The sequence below is a fragment of the Halopseudomonas sp. Lyrl_26 genome (genome assembly GCF_051948695.1).
Lineage (GTDB): Bacteria > Pseudomonadota > Gammaproteobacteria > Pseudomonadales > Pseudomonadaceae > Halopseudomonas > Halopseudomonas formosensis.
The window spans coordinates 20,510-34,857 of sequence record NZ_JAYJLH010000002.1; the positions used below are offsets into that span (position 1 = coordinate 20,510).

Consider the following 14,348-nt stretch of genomic DNA (forward strand, 5'->3'; position numbering starts at 1 on the left):
GGCGTTATCCTGCCTGTGGGTACCGGAGGGCGAATGGTAGCCTACTGGCCCCGTCGCTGCCACAGGCTGTACCACACCTGGCCGGCCTTCTTCTGCCGATGCAGGTGCCAGTTGGCCGGGTGGGCGAGCTGCTCGGGCGCGCTTTCGCTTTCGGTGTAGATGAGGGCTTCAGCGGTGAGCCAGCCGTTGGCTTCCAGGGCGGCACAGGCCGGCTCCAGCAGGTTCTGGTGGAATGGCGGGTCGGCAAACACCAGGTCGAAGGGCTCGGGCGGCGGGCTGGCCAGCAGTGTCAGGGCGTCCTGCTGGCGCACCTCGGCCCGGTCGCAGTTCAGGGTCTGCAGATGTCCGCGCAGGGTCTGCACCACCTCGCGGCTCAGGTCACAGGCCAGAACATGCCCGGCGCCGCGGGACAGGGCCTCCAGCGTCAGTGCTCCGCTGCCGGTGAACAGGTCCAGGCAGCGGGCGCCTTCCACGCGGAAGCTCAGCCAGTTGAACAGGGTCTCACGGACCCGGTCCGGGGTCGGCCGCAGGCCCGGCTGCTCGATGAAGGTGAAACGGCGGCTGCGCCACTCGCCGGCGATGATGCGCAACTGGCTGGGACGAGACTTGCCGGGCTTCATGGGGTGGGCTCCGCTGCGGTTGCCGGGACGCTCAGGGCGTCTTCTTCGGACTGCACTTCTTCGTCGAGCTGTTCTTCGGGTTGCGGCACAGCAAGGGCCGCCGGCCCGACGGTTACCACCAGCCGCCGCTCGGGATCGAAATGCCGGGCGAAGGCCTGGCGAATGTCTTCGGTGGTCAGGGCCTGCACCTGATCGAGGAACAGCTGCAGGTGGTTGAGCGGCAGTCCGTAGAAACCTATGACTCCGAGCTGGCCGACAATGGCCGCATTGTTGGCCGTGCTCAGCGGGAACTCGCCGCTGATCTGCCGGCGGGTACGTACCAGCTCCGCCTCGGTCGGCCCTTCGCTGATGAAGTGGTCCAGACTCGCGTGGATGACCTCCAGGGCCTGATCCACCTGGTCGGCGCGGGTCTGCATGCTGATCATGAAGGGGCCGGTGGCCTGCATCGGGATCAGATTGCTGCTGACCGAATAGGACAGGCCGCGGGTCTCGCGGATCTCCTCCATCAGCCGCGAGCCGAAGCCGGAGCCGCCGAGTATCTGGTTGCCGACGTACAGGGCTACGTAGTCCGGATCATGCCGGCTGATGCCGTGCTGGCCCACCAGTACATGGGTCTGCTGGCCATTGAACTCGATATGCCGGTGGCTGCTGGTGATCGGCTCGGGAGCCGGGGTGGACTCGGCGGCCGGTCCCTGGGGCAGGGCGTTGGCCAGCCGTTGGGCAATGCGTTCGGCCCCGGCGCGGTCGATGTCGCCGACCAGGGCGATTACCGCATTGCCAGAGCTGTAGTAGCGGCGGTGGAAGTCCTCAAGATCGGCAATGCTGATGCCGGTCAGGCTCTCCGCTGTGCCCTCGGGCAGGCTGCCATAGGGATGCTGCGGGTAGAGATCGGCCCAGAAGGCCTCGCTGGCCAGTGCCCCCGGGCGCTGCAGCCGCAGCCGCTGGCTGGCCAGCAGCTGGTTGCGCAGGCGCTCGAAGGCGTCTTCGGGAAAGCTCGGGCGCGACATGACCTCGGAGAACAGGGCCAATGCCGGATCGAGCTTGTCCTGCTCGGTCAGGGTACGCAGGCCGACCAGCGCCATGTCCCGGTGCGAGCTGTTGGTGAAGCGTGCTCCCAGCTGTTCGAAGGCGGCGGCGATGGCGCCGGCATCCTTGCTGCCGGTGCCCTCGTTGAGCATGCCGTTGGTGAGCATGGCCAGGCCCGGCTGGTCCCCGTCGCGGCTGGCGCCGGCGGCGAACAGCACCTGCACATCCAGCATCGGCAGCTCGGACGCAGGCATGAAATACACCCGCGCGCCCTGTTCGGTCACCCAGTGCTGCAGGTCCAGGTTGCGCCGCGCCGGAGCCTGATCAAGATCGATACGTTGCAGCGACTCCAGTGCCGGCAACAGCTCGCTGACGGCATCCTCCGGTTCGGCGTCCGCCGGCCCGGTCTGTTCGGCTGGTACCCCGGTCACTGGCTCGGGTGACAGTGGCGCGGGGGCAGGTTCGTAGAGCTGCCACAGCACCACGGCCAGTACAACGGCAGTCAGCAGTGCGGCGATCCAGCGCCGGGTGGTATTGGCAGCCATCAGGGCGTCTCCTCGGTCGCGGTGGGCAGGATATGGGCACGGGTGAGGCGCTCGGGGACCAGATAGCGGCGGGCAACCTCGCTGATCTGCTCGGGGGTGATGGCCTGCAGCGCGGCCACATCCTCGTCGAGCAGGGTCCAGGGCAGGCCGATGCTTTCCAGCTTGCCGATCTCGTTGGCCTGATGGCTGATGCTGTCCTGGGCGTACACCAGTCCGGCGGTCATCTGTGCCTGGACGCGGTTCAGCTCCTGCTGGCTCGGCGGGGTCTGCTGCAGTTGTTCGATCTGTTCACGAAGCGCCTTCTCCAGCTGGTCCAGATCCACCCCACGGGCCAGATTGGGAATGCCGGAGAGCAGGAACAGGCTGTCACCCCGGACAAAGCCGTCGTAATCGGCCGAGGCCGAGGTGGCGATGGCCGGCCCGCGCTCCAGATTGCTGGCCAGACGGGCGCTGTAACCGCCGTCCAGTACTGCGGCCAGCAGGCGCAGGGCGTGCACTTCCCAGGCCTGTTCGGCGGTGCTCAGGCTGGGCACGTTGAAGCCCAGGAGAAGGCTCGGCATCTGCACCGGCAGGCGTAGGGTCAGCTGGCGCTCGGCACCGCCGGGCAGCTCCAGCGGCGCCCGGGCATCGGGCGCCGGCTTGTCTGGCAGGGGGGCGAAGTAGCGCTCCACCAGCTCGCGCACCTGCTCGAGCTGGACGTCACCGACGATCACCAGAATGGCGTTGCTCGGCTGGTAGTAGCGATCGTACCACTCGCGCATGTCGCCCACGGTGAGGCGGTCGAGGTCGTGCATCCAGCCGATTACCGGCTGGCCGTAGGGGCTGGCCATGTAGGCCTGGGACAGGAAGCGTTCGTAAGCCAGGCTGTTGGGATTGTCCTCGACCCGCAGACGGCGTTCTTCCTTGATCACTTCCATTTCCCGAAGGAACTCGTCCTCGGGCAGCGTCAGCTTGTGCATGCGCTCGGCTTCCAGTTCCAGCGCGATGGGCAAGTGTTCGCGGCTGAGTATCTGGTAATAGGCGGTGTAGTCGCGCCCGGTAAAGGCATTCTCCTGGGCCCCGAGGCTGCTCAGCAGTCGCGAGGCCTGGCCCGGTGCCAGGCGTTCGCTGCCCTTGAACATCATGTGCTCGAGGGCGTGGGACAGGCCGGTGCGGCCGGGCGGTTCGTAGCTGCTGCCGACCCGGTACCAGAGCTGGGACACCACCACCGGCGCGCGGTGGTCCTCACGGACGATGACCTTGAGGCCGTTATCCAGGGTGAATTCGTGGGTAGGCTGCCGGCCTTCGTCTGCCAGCGCGCTGCTGGTCAGACCGACCAGCACCAGCAGCAGAGTGGTCAGCAGGGAGCGCAGTGGCGTATGCATGTTGGATCCTGTGGCTTACGAGGGTCGCGGAAGTGGGGTAGGATAACCCAACCTTCCACGCGCAGGCCAAGGGGGAGCCCGAACGCCAGCGCCAGACTCAGATAGTGACAGTCAATGTTTGGTTCCAAAGACAAGCCAGAACATCCACAGCAGGATCCCGAGCGCAGTGACGACGGCAAGAGCGGTCGCAAGGGCCTGTTCGGCTGGATGCGCCGCAAGGGGGATGACGCCCCTGGCGAGGCGCCTGCCCAGCCCCCCGCACCGGCTGAGGCAGTGACCGAAGAGAAGCCCGCCGATAAGCCCGCCGCCACCGGCAGCCATGATCAGAGTGCGCGCCAGGCCGCCGCCGAGCTGTTCTCGGGGCTGGCCCAGACACCCGCCGAGCCGGCGGAGCAGCCGGCCGCTGAGCCAAAGGGCTTCTTCGCGCGCATGCGCGCCGGGCTGTCCAAGACCAGCGCCAACCTGGGCGAAGGCATGGCCAACCTGTTCCTCGGCGAGAAGGAAATCGATGACGAGCTGCTCGAGGAAATGGAAACCCGCCTGCTGATGGCCGATGTCGGCATCGAGGCCACCACCCTGATCATGGAATCCCTGCAGCAGCGGGTGCGCCGCCGCGAGCTGTCCAACCGCAACGCCCTGTACCGTGCATTGCAGAACGAACTGGAGCGCCTGCTGACGGATGTGGCCAAGCCGCTGCAGGTGGACGCCGGCAAGAAGCCCTACGTGATTCTGGTGGTGGGGGTGAACGGCGTGGGCAAGACCACCACCATCGGCAAGCTGGCCAAGCGCCTGCAGGGCGAGGGCAAGCAGGTGATGCTCGCCGCCGGGGATACCTTCCGCGCCGCCGCAGTCGAGCAGCTGCAGGTGTGGGGCGAGCGCAACAATATTCCTGTGATTGCGCAGCACACCGGCGCCGACTCCGCCTCGGTGGTGTTCGATGCCCTGCAGGCCGCTCAGGCCCGCGGTGCCGACGTGCTGATTGCCGACACCGCCGGGCGTCTGCACAACAAGGACAACCTCATGGACGAGCTGAGGAAGGTCAAGCGGGTCATGGCCAAGCTCGACCCCGATGCACCCCACGAGGTGCTGCTGGTGCTGGATGCCGGCACCGGGCAGAACGCCATCAGCCAGACCCGGCTGTTCGATCAGGCGGTGGACCTCACTGGCCTGGTACTGACCAAGCTGGACGGCACCGCCAAGGGGGGCGTGATCTTTGCGCTGGCCAAGCAGTTCGGCCTGCCGATCCGCTATATCGGCGTGGGCGAGCAGATCGATGATCTGCGGCCCTTCACCGCGCCGGAGTTCGTCAAGGCGCTGTTCGGGCGCGAGTAACCGATGATCCGCTTCGACCAGGTCAGCAAGCGCTATCCCAACGGTCATCAGGGGCTGGACAACCTGAGCTTTCACATACGCACCGGGGAGATGGTGTTCATCACCGGTCACTCCGGGGCGGGCAAGAGCACCCTGCTCAAGCTGATCATGTGCATGGAGCGCCCGAGCTCCGGGCATGTCTTCGTCGGTGGCCAGAACCTCAAGGACCTGCGCAGTCACGATATTCCCTACCTGCGTCGGCAGGTCGGGGTGGTGTTCCAGAACCACCAGCTGCTATTCGACCGCACCGTGTTCGATAACGTCGCCCTGCCGCTGATCATCAATGGTACCCCGCAGGACGAGATCGGCCGGCGGGTGCGGGCAGCGCTGGACAAGGTCGGCCTGTTGAAGAAGGAAAGCCTCTACCCCATCGCCCTCTCCGGAGGGGAGCAGCAGCGGGTCGGCATCGCCCGGGCGGTGGTGCACAAGCCGGCGCTGCTGCTGGCCGACGAGCCCACCGGCAACCTGGACCCGGCGCTGTCGGCGGAGATCATGGCCCTGTTCGAGGACTTCAACCGGGTCGGCGTGACCGTGATCATTGCCAGTCACGACCTGCCGCTGATTGCCAAGCTGGATCACCGCATGCTGACCCTCAGTGAAGGGCGACTGCTGGCGGACGGGAGCTGAGATGGCCACCAATCAGAACCAGAACAAGGCAGCTGACAAGCGCCAGGGCAAGACCGCCAGCGGTGCGGCCCGTTCGCGGCACAGCTGGCGCCATCCGCTGCGCAGCTGGGCCAACAGTCACAGGGACAGCGCCCGCCTGGCACTGCACCGGGTTACCGATTCCCCCTTCAGCACCCTGATGATAGTGCTGGTGATGAGCATAGTGCTGGCCTTGCCCATGGGGCTGGCGGTGCTGATCGACCAGGTCGAGCAACTGGGCATCGACTGGCAGCGCGCGGCCCAGCTGTCGGTCTACCTTGAAGACGAGGTGGATGCCGCCGAAGCCGGGCAACTGCAGAGCAGGATCGACGAGCTGCCCGGTGTGGCGAGCACCCAGCTGCTGGACAAGGAACTGGCGCTGGCGGAATTCCAGCAGCACTCCGGGCTGGGCGAGGCCCTGCAGCAGCTGGCCTACAACCCGCTGCCGAACGTGATACTGGTGATGCCCGAGAGTATCGAAGGCGGCTCCTCGGCCCTGCGGCCACTGCGTGATCAGCTGGCACAGCTGCCCGGCGTCGACGAGGTGCAGATCGACCTGCTGTGGGTCGAGCGGCTGACCGCGGTGCTGAAGATGTTCGAGCGCTTCACCGGCGGGCTGACGATATTGCTGATCATCGCCCTGTTGCTGGTCATGGCCAACACCATCCGCCTGGCGATCGAGAGTCGCCGCGAGGAGATCCTGGTAGTGAAACTGGTGGGCGGCACCGATGCCTTCGTGCGTCGTCCCTTCCTGTACCTTGGGGTCTATTACGGCATACTGGCCGGGGCACTGGCCTGGCTGCTGCTGATTGCCGGCCTGAGCTGGCTGAATGTCACTGTACGCGAGGTGGCCAGTCTCTATCAGAGCGACTTCGTACTGAGCGGCATGCCGGTCATCGATGGCCTGACGCTGCTGGCCGCGGCCATGCTGCTGGGGCTGGCCGGTGCCTGGCTGGCCGTAGGTCGGCATATCCGCGAGATTCAGCCACAGTAACCGATGGAATCGGGTAACTGATTGATTTTAAAGGTATTGATCGGGGTGTTGCGGAACTTTTCCGAGCATTCCCTGTCAGAGCCCTGAGTGATACACTGCGGTGTCGGCCAAAGCGCCCAGGCGCTACCGGCCCGTCCCGACCGGACGTGAAACGGTCTTACGAATTTTCTGGAGTCCAAACATGAGCACTGCTTTGCAGCCCGTACATAACCTTTCGCCAGGTGCCAACCTGGAGGCCTATGTTCAGACCGTAAGCAGCATCCCGGTACTGAGTATCGAGGAAGAGCGCGAGCTGGCTGACCGTTTGTACTATCAAGAAGATCTGGACGCAGCCCGTCAGCTGGTCATGTCGCACCTGCGTTTCGTAGTGCATATCGCCCGCAGCTATGCCGGCTACGGCCTGGCCCAGGCCGACCTGATCCAGGAAGGCAACGTCGGCCTGATGAAGGCGGTCAAGCGCTTCAACCCGGAAATGGGTGTGCGCCTGGTGTCCTTCGCCGTGCACTGGATCCGCGCCGAGATCCACGAATTCATCCTGCGCAACTGGCGCATCGTCAAGGTGGCTACCACCAAGGCCCAGCGCAAGCTGTTCTTCAACCTGCGCAGCGCCAAGAAGAAGCTGGCCTGGTTGACCCACGACGAGGTCAACGCCGTGGCCGAGGATCTGGGTGTGGCGGCCCGCGAGGTGCGCGAGATGGAGAGCCGCCTCTATGGTCAGGACCTGGGGTTCGACGGCGCCGATGACGACGATGACGACGCCAGCTACGCCCCTGTGCACTATCTGGAAGACAAGCGTTACGATCCGGCGGTGCAGCTGGAGAACGCCGACTGGAGCGAAAGCTCCACCCAGCAGCTGCAGCAGGGCCTGGCCCAGCTGGATGAACGCAGCCGGGATATCCTCTACCAGCGCTGGCTGGCCGAGGAAAAGGCCACTCTGCACGAGCTGGCGGCCAAGTATAAGGTCTCCGCGGAGCGGATCCGGCAGCTGGAGAAGAACGCGATGACCAAGCTCAAGAAGCACATCGACGTTGACGACGCGGCCTGATCGGGTCGGACGGCATACAGGGGCATCCAGTGGGATGCCCCTTTGTTTTTGGCAAAGAGGAATTGCATGAATCCGAGATTGGCCCTGCGTGTCGGCACCCTGCTGGCGGCGATAGTGCTCACCATCCTCGCCTTGGACCAGTGGTGGCAGGAGCGGGAGGCCACCCAGCCCCTGAGCTGGCAGCCGGAGTATCAGGCCAGCCTCTGGGCTCCCCTGCGCAACGGCTCGCTGACACTCGGCGACCTGTCCGCGGTGCTGGGCGAGGGCCGGTTGTGGATGATCAGTGCCGATGGTGAGCCGCGTCTGGTCAGTCGCTATTCGCTGGAGGCCGAGCGTCAGCCATGGGAGGTGACTGCCAGCATTGCCCTGGACCCACAGCAGACCGCCTCGCTGGTGCAGGCCCGGGGCTGGCGTGCCGACATGCCTGACCAGCCGGTGGGTACCGATATCGGCCGCGCCCTGGCCGACTACCCGGTGGAGCGCCTGAGTCTGATTCCGGAGCAGCCGCTCAAGCTGGTGCGCATCATTGCGACCTTCGGCCAGCCCGACTGGCAGATGCCGGTGGAGCAGGGCCAGGCCTGGATCTATGCCCGCCAGGGCGTGGTGGTCGCGGTGGGCGAGGAGCGGGCCCATTCGATCATGTTCGGGCTGCGCGCGGAATAGTTAATCCGCGCTGTTCTTGACTCGCCTCAATGCAAAGGGTGGTGGCTTGCCTTACACTTTCCCTTTGCGAGCGCCGGAGCTTTCTGTCCCGGCAATATTGAGGGCGAGAGACCCATGACCCAGAACATCACCTTCGACCGTGCCCTGATCGAGAAATACGACCGCCCGGGCCCGAGGTACACCTCCTATCCCACCGCGCCCCAGTTTCACCAGGCCTTTGCCATGGATGATTATGTGGCGGCGGCCAAGGCCAGCAATGCCGAGGCGGCGCCGAAGAATCTGTCGGTCTACATCCATATCCCCTTCTGCAAGAGCCTCTGCTACTACTGCGCCTGCAACAAGATCATCACCCACAAGACCGAGCGTGCGGTGGAGTATCTGGAGTACCTCAAGCGCGAGATCGCCATGCAGGGGGCGCTGTTCGACAGCTCCCGCAAGCTGACCCAGCTGCATCTGGGTGGCGGCACCCCGACCTATCTGACCAGCGAGCAATTGGCCGAGCTGATGGACAGCCTGCGCGAGCACTTCAATCTGGATGACAGTGACGAGCATGAGTTCTCCCTGGAGGTTGACCCACGTACTGTTGCGCCGGTGCAGATCCACCAGTTGCGGGCACTGGGCTTCAACCGCCTGAGCTTCGGCGTGCAGGACTTCGATGAGGCGGTGCAGGCCGCGGTCAACCGGCTGCAGAGCGAGGAACAGACCCGGGAGCTGGTCAGGGCGGCGCGGGAGGCCAGATTCAGGTCGGTCAGCGTGGACCTGATCTACGGCCTGCCGCTGCAGACGGTGCAAAGCTTCGATGCCACCCTGAGCAAGATCATCGACATGCGCCCCGACCGCATCGCTGCCTACAGCTATGCCCATCTGCCGGAGCTGGTGCGCGCGCAGAAACTGATCCGACCCCAGGACATGCCGCCACCGGAGCGCAAGCTCGAACTGCTGGAGCTGACCATTGCCCGGCTGACCGCAGCCGGATACGTCTACATCGGCATGGACCACTTTGCCCTGCCGGACGACGAGCTGGTACTGGCCCGGGAAAACGGTACCCTGCAACGCAACTTCCAGGGGTATTCCACCCACGCCGACTGCGATCTGATCGGTATCGGCGTGTCCTCCATCGGCAAGGTGCACAACACCTACAGTCAGAGCGTGAAGGAGCTGTCCCAGTATTATGCGCGCCTCAACGAGGGGCTGCTGCCCATCCAGCGTGGCTACACCCTGACCGAGGATGACCGTTTGCGCAGGGAAGTGATACTGGATCTGATGTGCCAGGAGCGCATCGACTTCGGCAAGTTCGAGGACCGCTACCAGATCGACTTCAGGGCGTATTTCGCCGATGCCCTGGCCCAGCTGGAGGAGCCCCTGACGGACGGGCTGGTGGCCATCAACGAGGATGGGTTGGTGCTGCTGCCGGAGGGCAAGCTGATGCTGCGCAACGTCGCCATGGCCTTCGACGCCTATCTGGGCACCGGGCAGAAGGGGCGCTTCTCCCGTACCGTCTGATCTGCGGGCCGGGTCAGTTCCGGCCCAGAACCATCCTCTCGAATTCCTCCAACGGCATGGGCCTGCCGAACAGATAGCCCTGGAACTGATGGCAGCCGCGCTTCTGCAGGGCAGCCTGCTGTTCCGTGCTCTCCACACCCTCGGCCAGTACCGACAGGCCCATGCGCTCGGCCAGCAGTACGATCATCTGCGCAATCTCGGCGCTGTTGCTGTCCTGCAGTATGCCGTGCACGAAGCTCTGGTCGATCTTCAGCTGATCCAGCGGCAGCCGATTCAGATAGTTGAGCGAGGAGTAGCCGGTGCCGAAGTCATCCAGGGAGAAGCTGACGCCGTGCTCCTTGAGCTGCTTCATCTTGTCGATGACGCTTTCTATCTCCTGCGCCAGGGCGCTCTCGGTCAGTTCCAGCTTGAGTCGCTGTGCCGGAGCGCCGGTCTCGGCCAGAGCACTGAGCACCCGATCGACGAAGTCGGCCTGAGCCAGCTGGTTGGCGCTCACGTTCACCGCCAGGGTCAGGTGTGCCAGGCGCGGGTCATCCGCCCAGTGGGCCAGCTGCCGGCAGGCGGCCAGCAGCACCCAGTTGCCCAGTGGCAGTATCAGACCATTCTGTTCCGCCAAGGGTATAAAGCGCCCGGGGGAGATCATACCCTGCTGCGGATGCAGCCAGCGCACCAGGGCTTCGGCACCCAGGATGCGACCGTCATCATCCACCTGTGGCTGGTAGTGCAGGACAAACTGGTCCTGTTCCAGTGCGATGCGCAGACCCGCATCGATCTCGCTGCGTTCGCGCACCTGCTCGGGCATGCTGGTATCGAAGAAGCACCAGTCGCTGCTGCCGCTGATCTTGGCCTGGGACATGGCCAGATGCGCGTTGCGCAGCACCTCGGCGGCGGACTGGGATTCACCCGGGCCGAACAGGGTGATGCCGATGCTGGCGGACCCGCGGTACTCCGCCTGGTCCAGCTGATACGGCCGGCCCAGCGCCGCCAGCGCCGCCAGCGCGACCTTTTCCGCCTGGTGTGCAGCGTCGACCTGATCGGTGCTGAGGTTGTCCAGCAGAATCACGAACTCGTCACCGCCCAGTCGTGCCACAGCCTCCTGATGGGGTACGCAGGCCACCAGTCGATTGGCCACCTGTTCCAGCAGCAGGTCGCCGGCGGTATGGCCATCGGTATCGTTGAGGGTCTTGAAATTGTCCAGATCCACTACCAGCAGCGCACCGAAGGTATGCAGCCGCTGGGCGGCGGCGTAGGCATGTTCCAGGCGCTCGAGGAACAGTCGGCGGTTCGGCAGCTTGGTCAGCGAGTCGTAGAAGGCCAGGGTGCGCATCTGCTCCTCGGTGGCCTTTCGCGCCGAGATGTCCGACAGGGATGCAACGTAGTGGGTGGTTTCCCCGGCTTCGTTGCGCACGGTGCCGATCGACAGCAACTGGGGATAAACCTCACCGTTCTTGCGCTTGTTCCAGATCTCACCCTGCCAGGAACCCTGAGTGTTCAACCCGTGCCACATGGCCTCGTAGAAGGACTTGTCGTGCCGACCGGACTGCAGCAGGCTGGGCTTGCGACCGACGACATCCTGCGGCTGGTAACCGGTGATGCGGCTGAAGGCCTCGTTGCAGCGCAGGATGCGCAGCTCGGCATCGGTGATCAGCATGCCCACCTGGGATTCGAAGGCGCGGGCGGCAATACGCAGATCCTCCTCGACCTTCTTGCGCTCGGTAATGTCCCGGGCCGCGTTGAACACCAGCGGCTGGCCGTCGATCTCCAGCGGGACACTGGTGACTTCCACCGGGAAATCATGGCCATCCTGGTGACTGAAACGGGTTTCAAAGGTGTTGGTGCGATTGTAACGCAGCGCCCCGGTGATCAGCGTGCGCAGCTCTTCGGCGGTGTGCAGGGCGTCCCACTGCTCTACCTTGCGCAGGGTGTTGCCAAGTGGTGGGTAGCCCAGCATCTGGAAGAAGGAATTGCTGGCCTCCAGCAGTCGGCCCTCCTCGTCAAGGATGTGGATGCCGTCACTGGCGTGCTGCAGCAGCATGCGGCTGCGCCGGTTGGCGTGGTAGCTGGTTCTGACCTGGCGCCACAGCAGCTGGGCTCCCAGAGTGGTTACCAGGAAGAACAGCAGGCCCAGCCCCATGGCCTTGTTGCGGTCATGGCGCCAGATGGCCATATAGTCCTGCTCGCCCAGACCGGCGACCACAATCAGCGGCAACTGCTCCAGTCGTCGGTAGGCATCGGTACGGGGGATGCCATCGGCTGTGCCCCGGCTGTAGAACAAGCCGGTCGCTACGCCCGAGTCCATGAGGTCGGTGAGCTCCCGGGAGCCGCCGATCGATCCGGTCTGGCCGGGTGGCGCGTCAAGCGGGGGATGTCGGGCAACGAGTCGCCTGTCCAGATCCCGTATCAGGGCGATGCCATTGGGGCCAAGGTCCAGGTCCGACAGCAGGCTGGTAAAATAACTGGCTTCCACTGCAGCGGCCACCACACCGCCGAAGCTGCCGTCGGCAAGATGATAGCGGCGCAGGACCACCAGTACCCACTGGCCGGAGATCGGACTGCGCACCAGAGGTGTGATGATCTGCCCCATGTCCGCGCTCTCGTGCAACTGGTGGAAGGCGTCCAGCTGCGCGAAGCTGAAGCCTTGGCCAGATTCGGGCGCCGCCGACAGCACCCGGCCGTTGGCATCGGATACATGCAGGCGGGCGATATGACCTATCCAGCCCTCCCGGTCCCGGACCAGCTGTCGCAGCTCCTCGGGGGGTAGCTGACGGCCGGCGGCCAGCTCGCGATCAAGGTAGTACTGCAGCTCCTCGACAACCAGCACGATTTCCCGGGCAGCGCCGGTGATGCTGTGGTCCATCATCAGTGCCAGGTTGGTGACATTGGTACGCACCTGGTCGATGGTGCGCTGGTAGGACGCGTTGAGGGTATAGGACAGCAGCCCGAACATGAACAGGTTCAGAACGACCACGGTGACGAGCAGCACCAGTGCCAGGGACTTCAGATTCTGCCGCATCGTCCAGTTCCGGAGAAAAAAGGGCCTATCAGGTTTGACGGCCGATTATATCGTCGATCCGCTGCGCTTGCCTCAATAACCGCTGCTTTCAAAGGGATAATCTTCGCGCGGATGGTCATCGCCAGTGCCGCGCTGACGCTGTGGCAATTGACCGTCGTAGGCCCATTGGGTACTTTGTCAAACGGCCGTTTGAAAAGCGCATCGTGCCCGCGCCTTGTCGGCCGACATTCCGGAACCCTTATTCCAACAAGAAACCGCAGTACGGAGTTCGTCATGACCGCAGCATCCGCCCCCATCGACATCCGCACGGAAAAGTTCACCCTGCTCGCACGCGACGGCTATCCGCTGGGCGTCAATCGCTATCATGCGCCGGGCAGCGCCCTGGGCAACCTGCTGGTGGCCGGCGGTACCGGGGTACCCCAGCGTTTCTATCGACGCTTCGCCGAACATGCTGCCCGTCGCGGTTTCAATGTCATGACCATTGACTTCCGTGGTACCGGTGAATCCCGCCCGCGGCAGCTGAAGGGCTTCGAGATGAGCTACCTGGACTGGTCGGAGAAGGATCTGCCCGCCGCGGTGGACATGCTCAGCCAGGAAGACCTGCCACTGTACTGGGTCGGGCACTCCTTTGGCGGGCACGCCATCGGCATGCTGCCCAACCACGATCGCCTCACCGCCTGCTATTGCTTCGGCAGTGGTGCCGGCTGGGCCGGCTGGATGCCCCTGGCCGAAAGATGGAAGATACGGCTGTTCTGGCATGTGCTCATGCCACCCATCGTCGCCTGGAAAGGGTATATGGCCTGGAGTCTGCTGGGCATGGGCGACGATCTGCCGCTGGGGGTGTATCGGGACTGGAAGCGCTGGTGCGGCTACCCGCATTACTATTTCGACGACCCCCAGATGACGCACGTGCATGAGCGCTACGCAGGGGTACGCACCCCCTGCGCCTTCGTCACCTCACGGGATGACCCCTGGGCCCCGCCGCGGTCCCGGGATGCCTTCGTCAAGGGTTACCGCAATGCTCCGCTGACCCTGTATGACATCGAGCCGGCACCGGGCAACCCGCCGATCGGTCATATGGGCTACTTCCGCAGTGAATCACAGCCATTCTGGGATGCGGCGCTGGACTGGCTGCTGGAGGCGGGCAGTCAGGCGCCGGGGCAGTGCGCCAGCGCCGTTTCGCGCTGACTCTTGATATCCGGGTCGGCGTTGCCGACCCGGTACCACCTGACCTCAGTTGGCAGGGATCCAGCCGGCTTCGGTCTTGGCCAGCATGATGTTGGTGCGCTCGACCGAACGGCCGACGATGGGGGCGGTGGAATCGACTTCCACATCACAGCGGTAGACGTCGGTGCGTGCTTCCTCGCAGCCATGCACCGTCACCTTGTGCAGCTCGACTTTCATGTCCAGACCGGCAAAGCTGGTCAGATTGGCAAGCTTATCCACCTCTGCCTGCAATACTGCCTTCACCTCGCTGTCGGACGGCCCCTTGGAACAGGCGGTCAGCAGCACCAGAGAGACGCCCAGGAGAACTCCATGGCTCAATTTCATCGTTATAT

At 64.6% G+C, this 14,348-nt stretch carries 12 protein-coding genes; 7 read left to right on the forward strand and 5 right to left on the reverse strand.

Annotated features, from left to right (window positions below; genetic code table 11):
• Positions 1-41: 41 nt before the first annotated feature.
• The 3 genes from rsmD to VF673_RS03510 are packed head-to-tail and all read right to left on the reverse strand — an operon-like array spanning position 42 to position 3,555.
• Positions 42-620 carry a 16S rRNA (guanine(966)-N(2))-methyltransferase RsmD gene (gene rsmD / locus VF673_RS03500; protein ID WP_440290910.1) on the reverse strand — a complete coding sequence of 193 codons (579 nt, stop codon included), beginning with the start codon at positions 618-620 and terminating at the stop codon, positions 42-44.
• Positions 617-2,191, reverse strand: a complete 1,575-nt coding sequence (locus VF673_RS03505; protein WP_440290911.1) for a M16 family metallopeptidase — start codon at positions 2,189-2,191, stop codon at positions 617-619. Before VF673_RS03505 ends, rsmD begins: the two co-directional genes overlap by 4 nt.
• Positions 2,191-3,555, reverse strand: coding sequence for a M16 family metallopeptidase (locus VF673_RS03510; protein WP_440290912.1), 1,365 nt, complete (start codon positions 3,553-3,555; stop codon positions 2,191-2,193). Before VF673_RS03510 ends, VF673_RS03505 begins: the two co-directional genes overlap by 1 nt.
• A gap of 114 nt (positions 3,556-3,669) precedes the next feature.
• On the opposite strand from VF673_RS03510, the gene ftsY reads away from it, so the two are divergent.
• From ftsY to hemN, 6 genes are all read left to right on the forward strand, one after another.
• Entirely contained in the window at positions 3,670-4,887 is a 1,218-nt protein-coding gene (gene ftsY, locus VF673_RS03515; protein WP_090540897.1) for a signal recognition particle-docking protein FtsY, read from the forward strand.
• Positions 4,888-4,890: 3 nt separating this feature from the next.
• A complete protein-coding gene (gene ftsE / locus VF673_RS03520) occupies positions 4,891-5,553 on the forward strand; it encodes a cell division ATP-binding protein FtsE (RefSeq protein ID WP_090540895.1) in 663 nt (220 codons plus the stop codon).
• A 1-nt stretch (position 5,554) separates the two neighbouring features.
• Positions 5,555-6,565 (forward strand): permease-like cell division protein FtsX, encoded by a 1,011-nt coding sequence (gene ftsX, locus VF673_RS03525; protein ID WP_440290913.1) that lies wholly within the window; start codon positions 5,555-5,557, stop codon positions 6,563-6,565.
• A gap of 181 nt (positions 6,566-6,746) precedes the next feature.
• The gene (gene rpoH / locus VF673_RS03530; RefSeq protein ID WP_440290914.1) at positions 6,747-7,610 is read left to right on the forward strand and encodes an RNA polymerase sigma factor RpoH; all 864 of its coding nucleotides are present in this window, start codon (positions 6,747-6,749) and stop codon (positions 7,608-7,610) included.
• 66 nt (positions 7,611-7,676) lie between these two features.
• Positions 7,677-8,273 carry a hypothetical protein gene (locus VF673_RS03535; protein WP_440290915.1) on the forward strand — a complete coding sequence of 199 codons (597 nt, stop codon included), beginning with the start codon at positions 7,677-7,679 and terminating at the stop codon, positions 8,271-8,273.
• A 114-nt stretch (positions 8,274-8,387) separates the two neighbouring features.
• Complete coding sequence (hemN, locus tag VF673_RS03540; protein ID WP_440290916.1) at positions 8,388-9,776, forward strand: oxygen-independent coproporphyrinogen III oxidase; 1,389 nt, start codon at positions 8,388-8,390, stop codon at positions 9,774-9,776.
• 13 nt (positions 9,777-9,789) lie between these two features.
• On the opposite strand, the gene VF673_RS03545 is transcribed toward hemN, so the two are convergent.
• Positions 9,790-12,789 (reverse strand): bifunctional diguanylate cyclase/phosphodiesterase, encoded by a 3,000-nt coding sequence (locus VF673_RS03545; RefSeq protein ID WP_440290917.1) that lies wholly within the window; start codon positions 12,787-12,789, stop codon positions 9,790-9,792.
• Positions 12,790-13,062: 273 nt separating this feature from the next.
• On the opposite strand from VF673_RS03545, the gene VF673_RS03550 reads away from it, so the two are divergent.
• Positions 13,063-13,977, forward strand: coding sequence for an alpha/beta hydrolase family protein (locus tag VF673_RS03550; protein WP_440290918.1), 915 nt, complete (start codon positions 13,063-13,065; stop codon positions 13,975-13,977).
• A 45-nt stretch (positions 13,978-14,022) separates the two neighbouring features.
• Here the strand turns inward: VF673_RS03550 and VF673_RS03555 are convergent, their stop codons facing one another.
• The gene (locus VF673_RS03555) at positions 14,023-14,340 is read right to left on the reverse strand and encodes a hypothetical protein (protein WP_273128108.1); all 318 of its coding nucleotides are present in this window, start codon (positions 14,338-14,340) and stop codon (positions 14,023-14,025) included.
• Positions 14,341-14,348 lie beyond the last annotated feature (8 nt).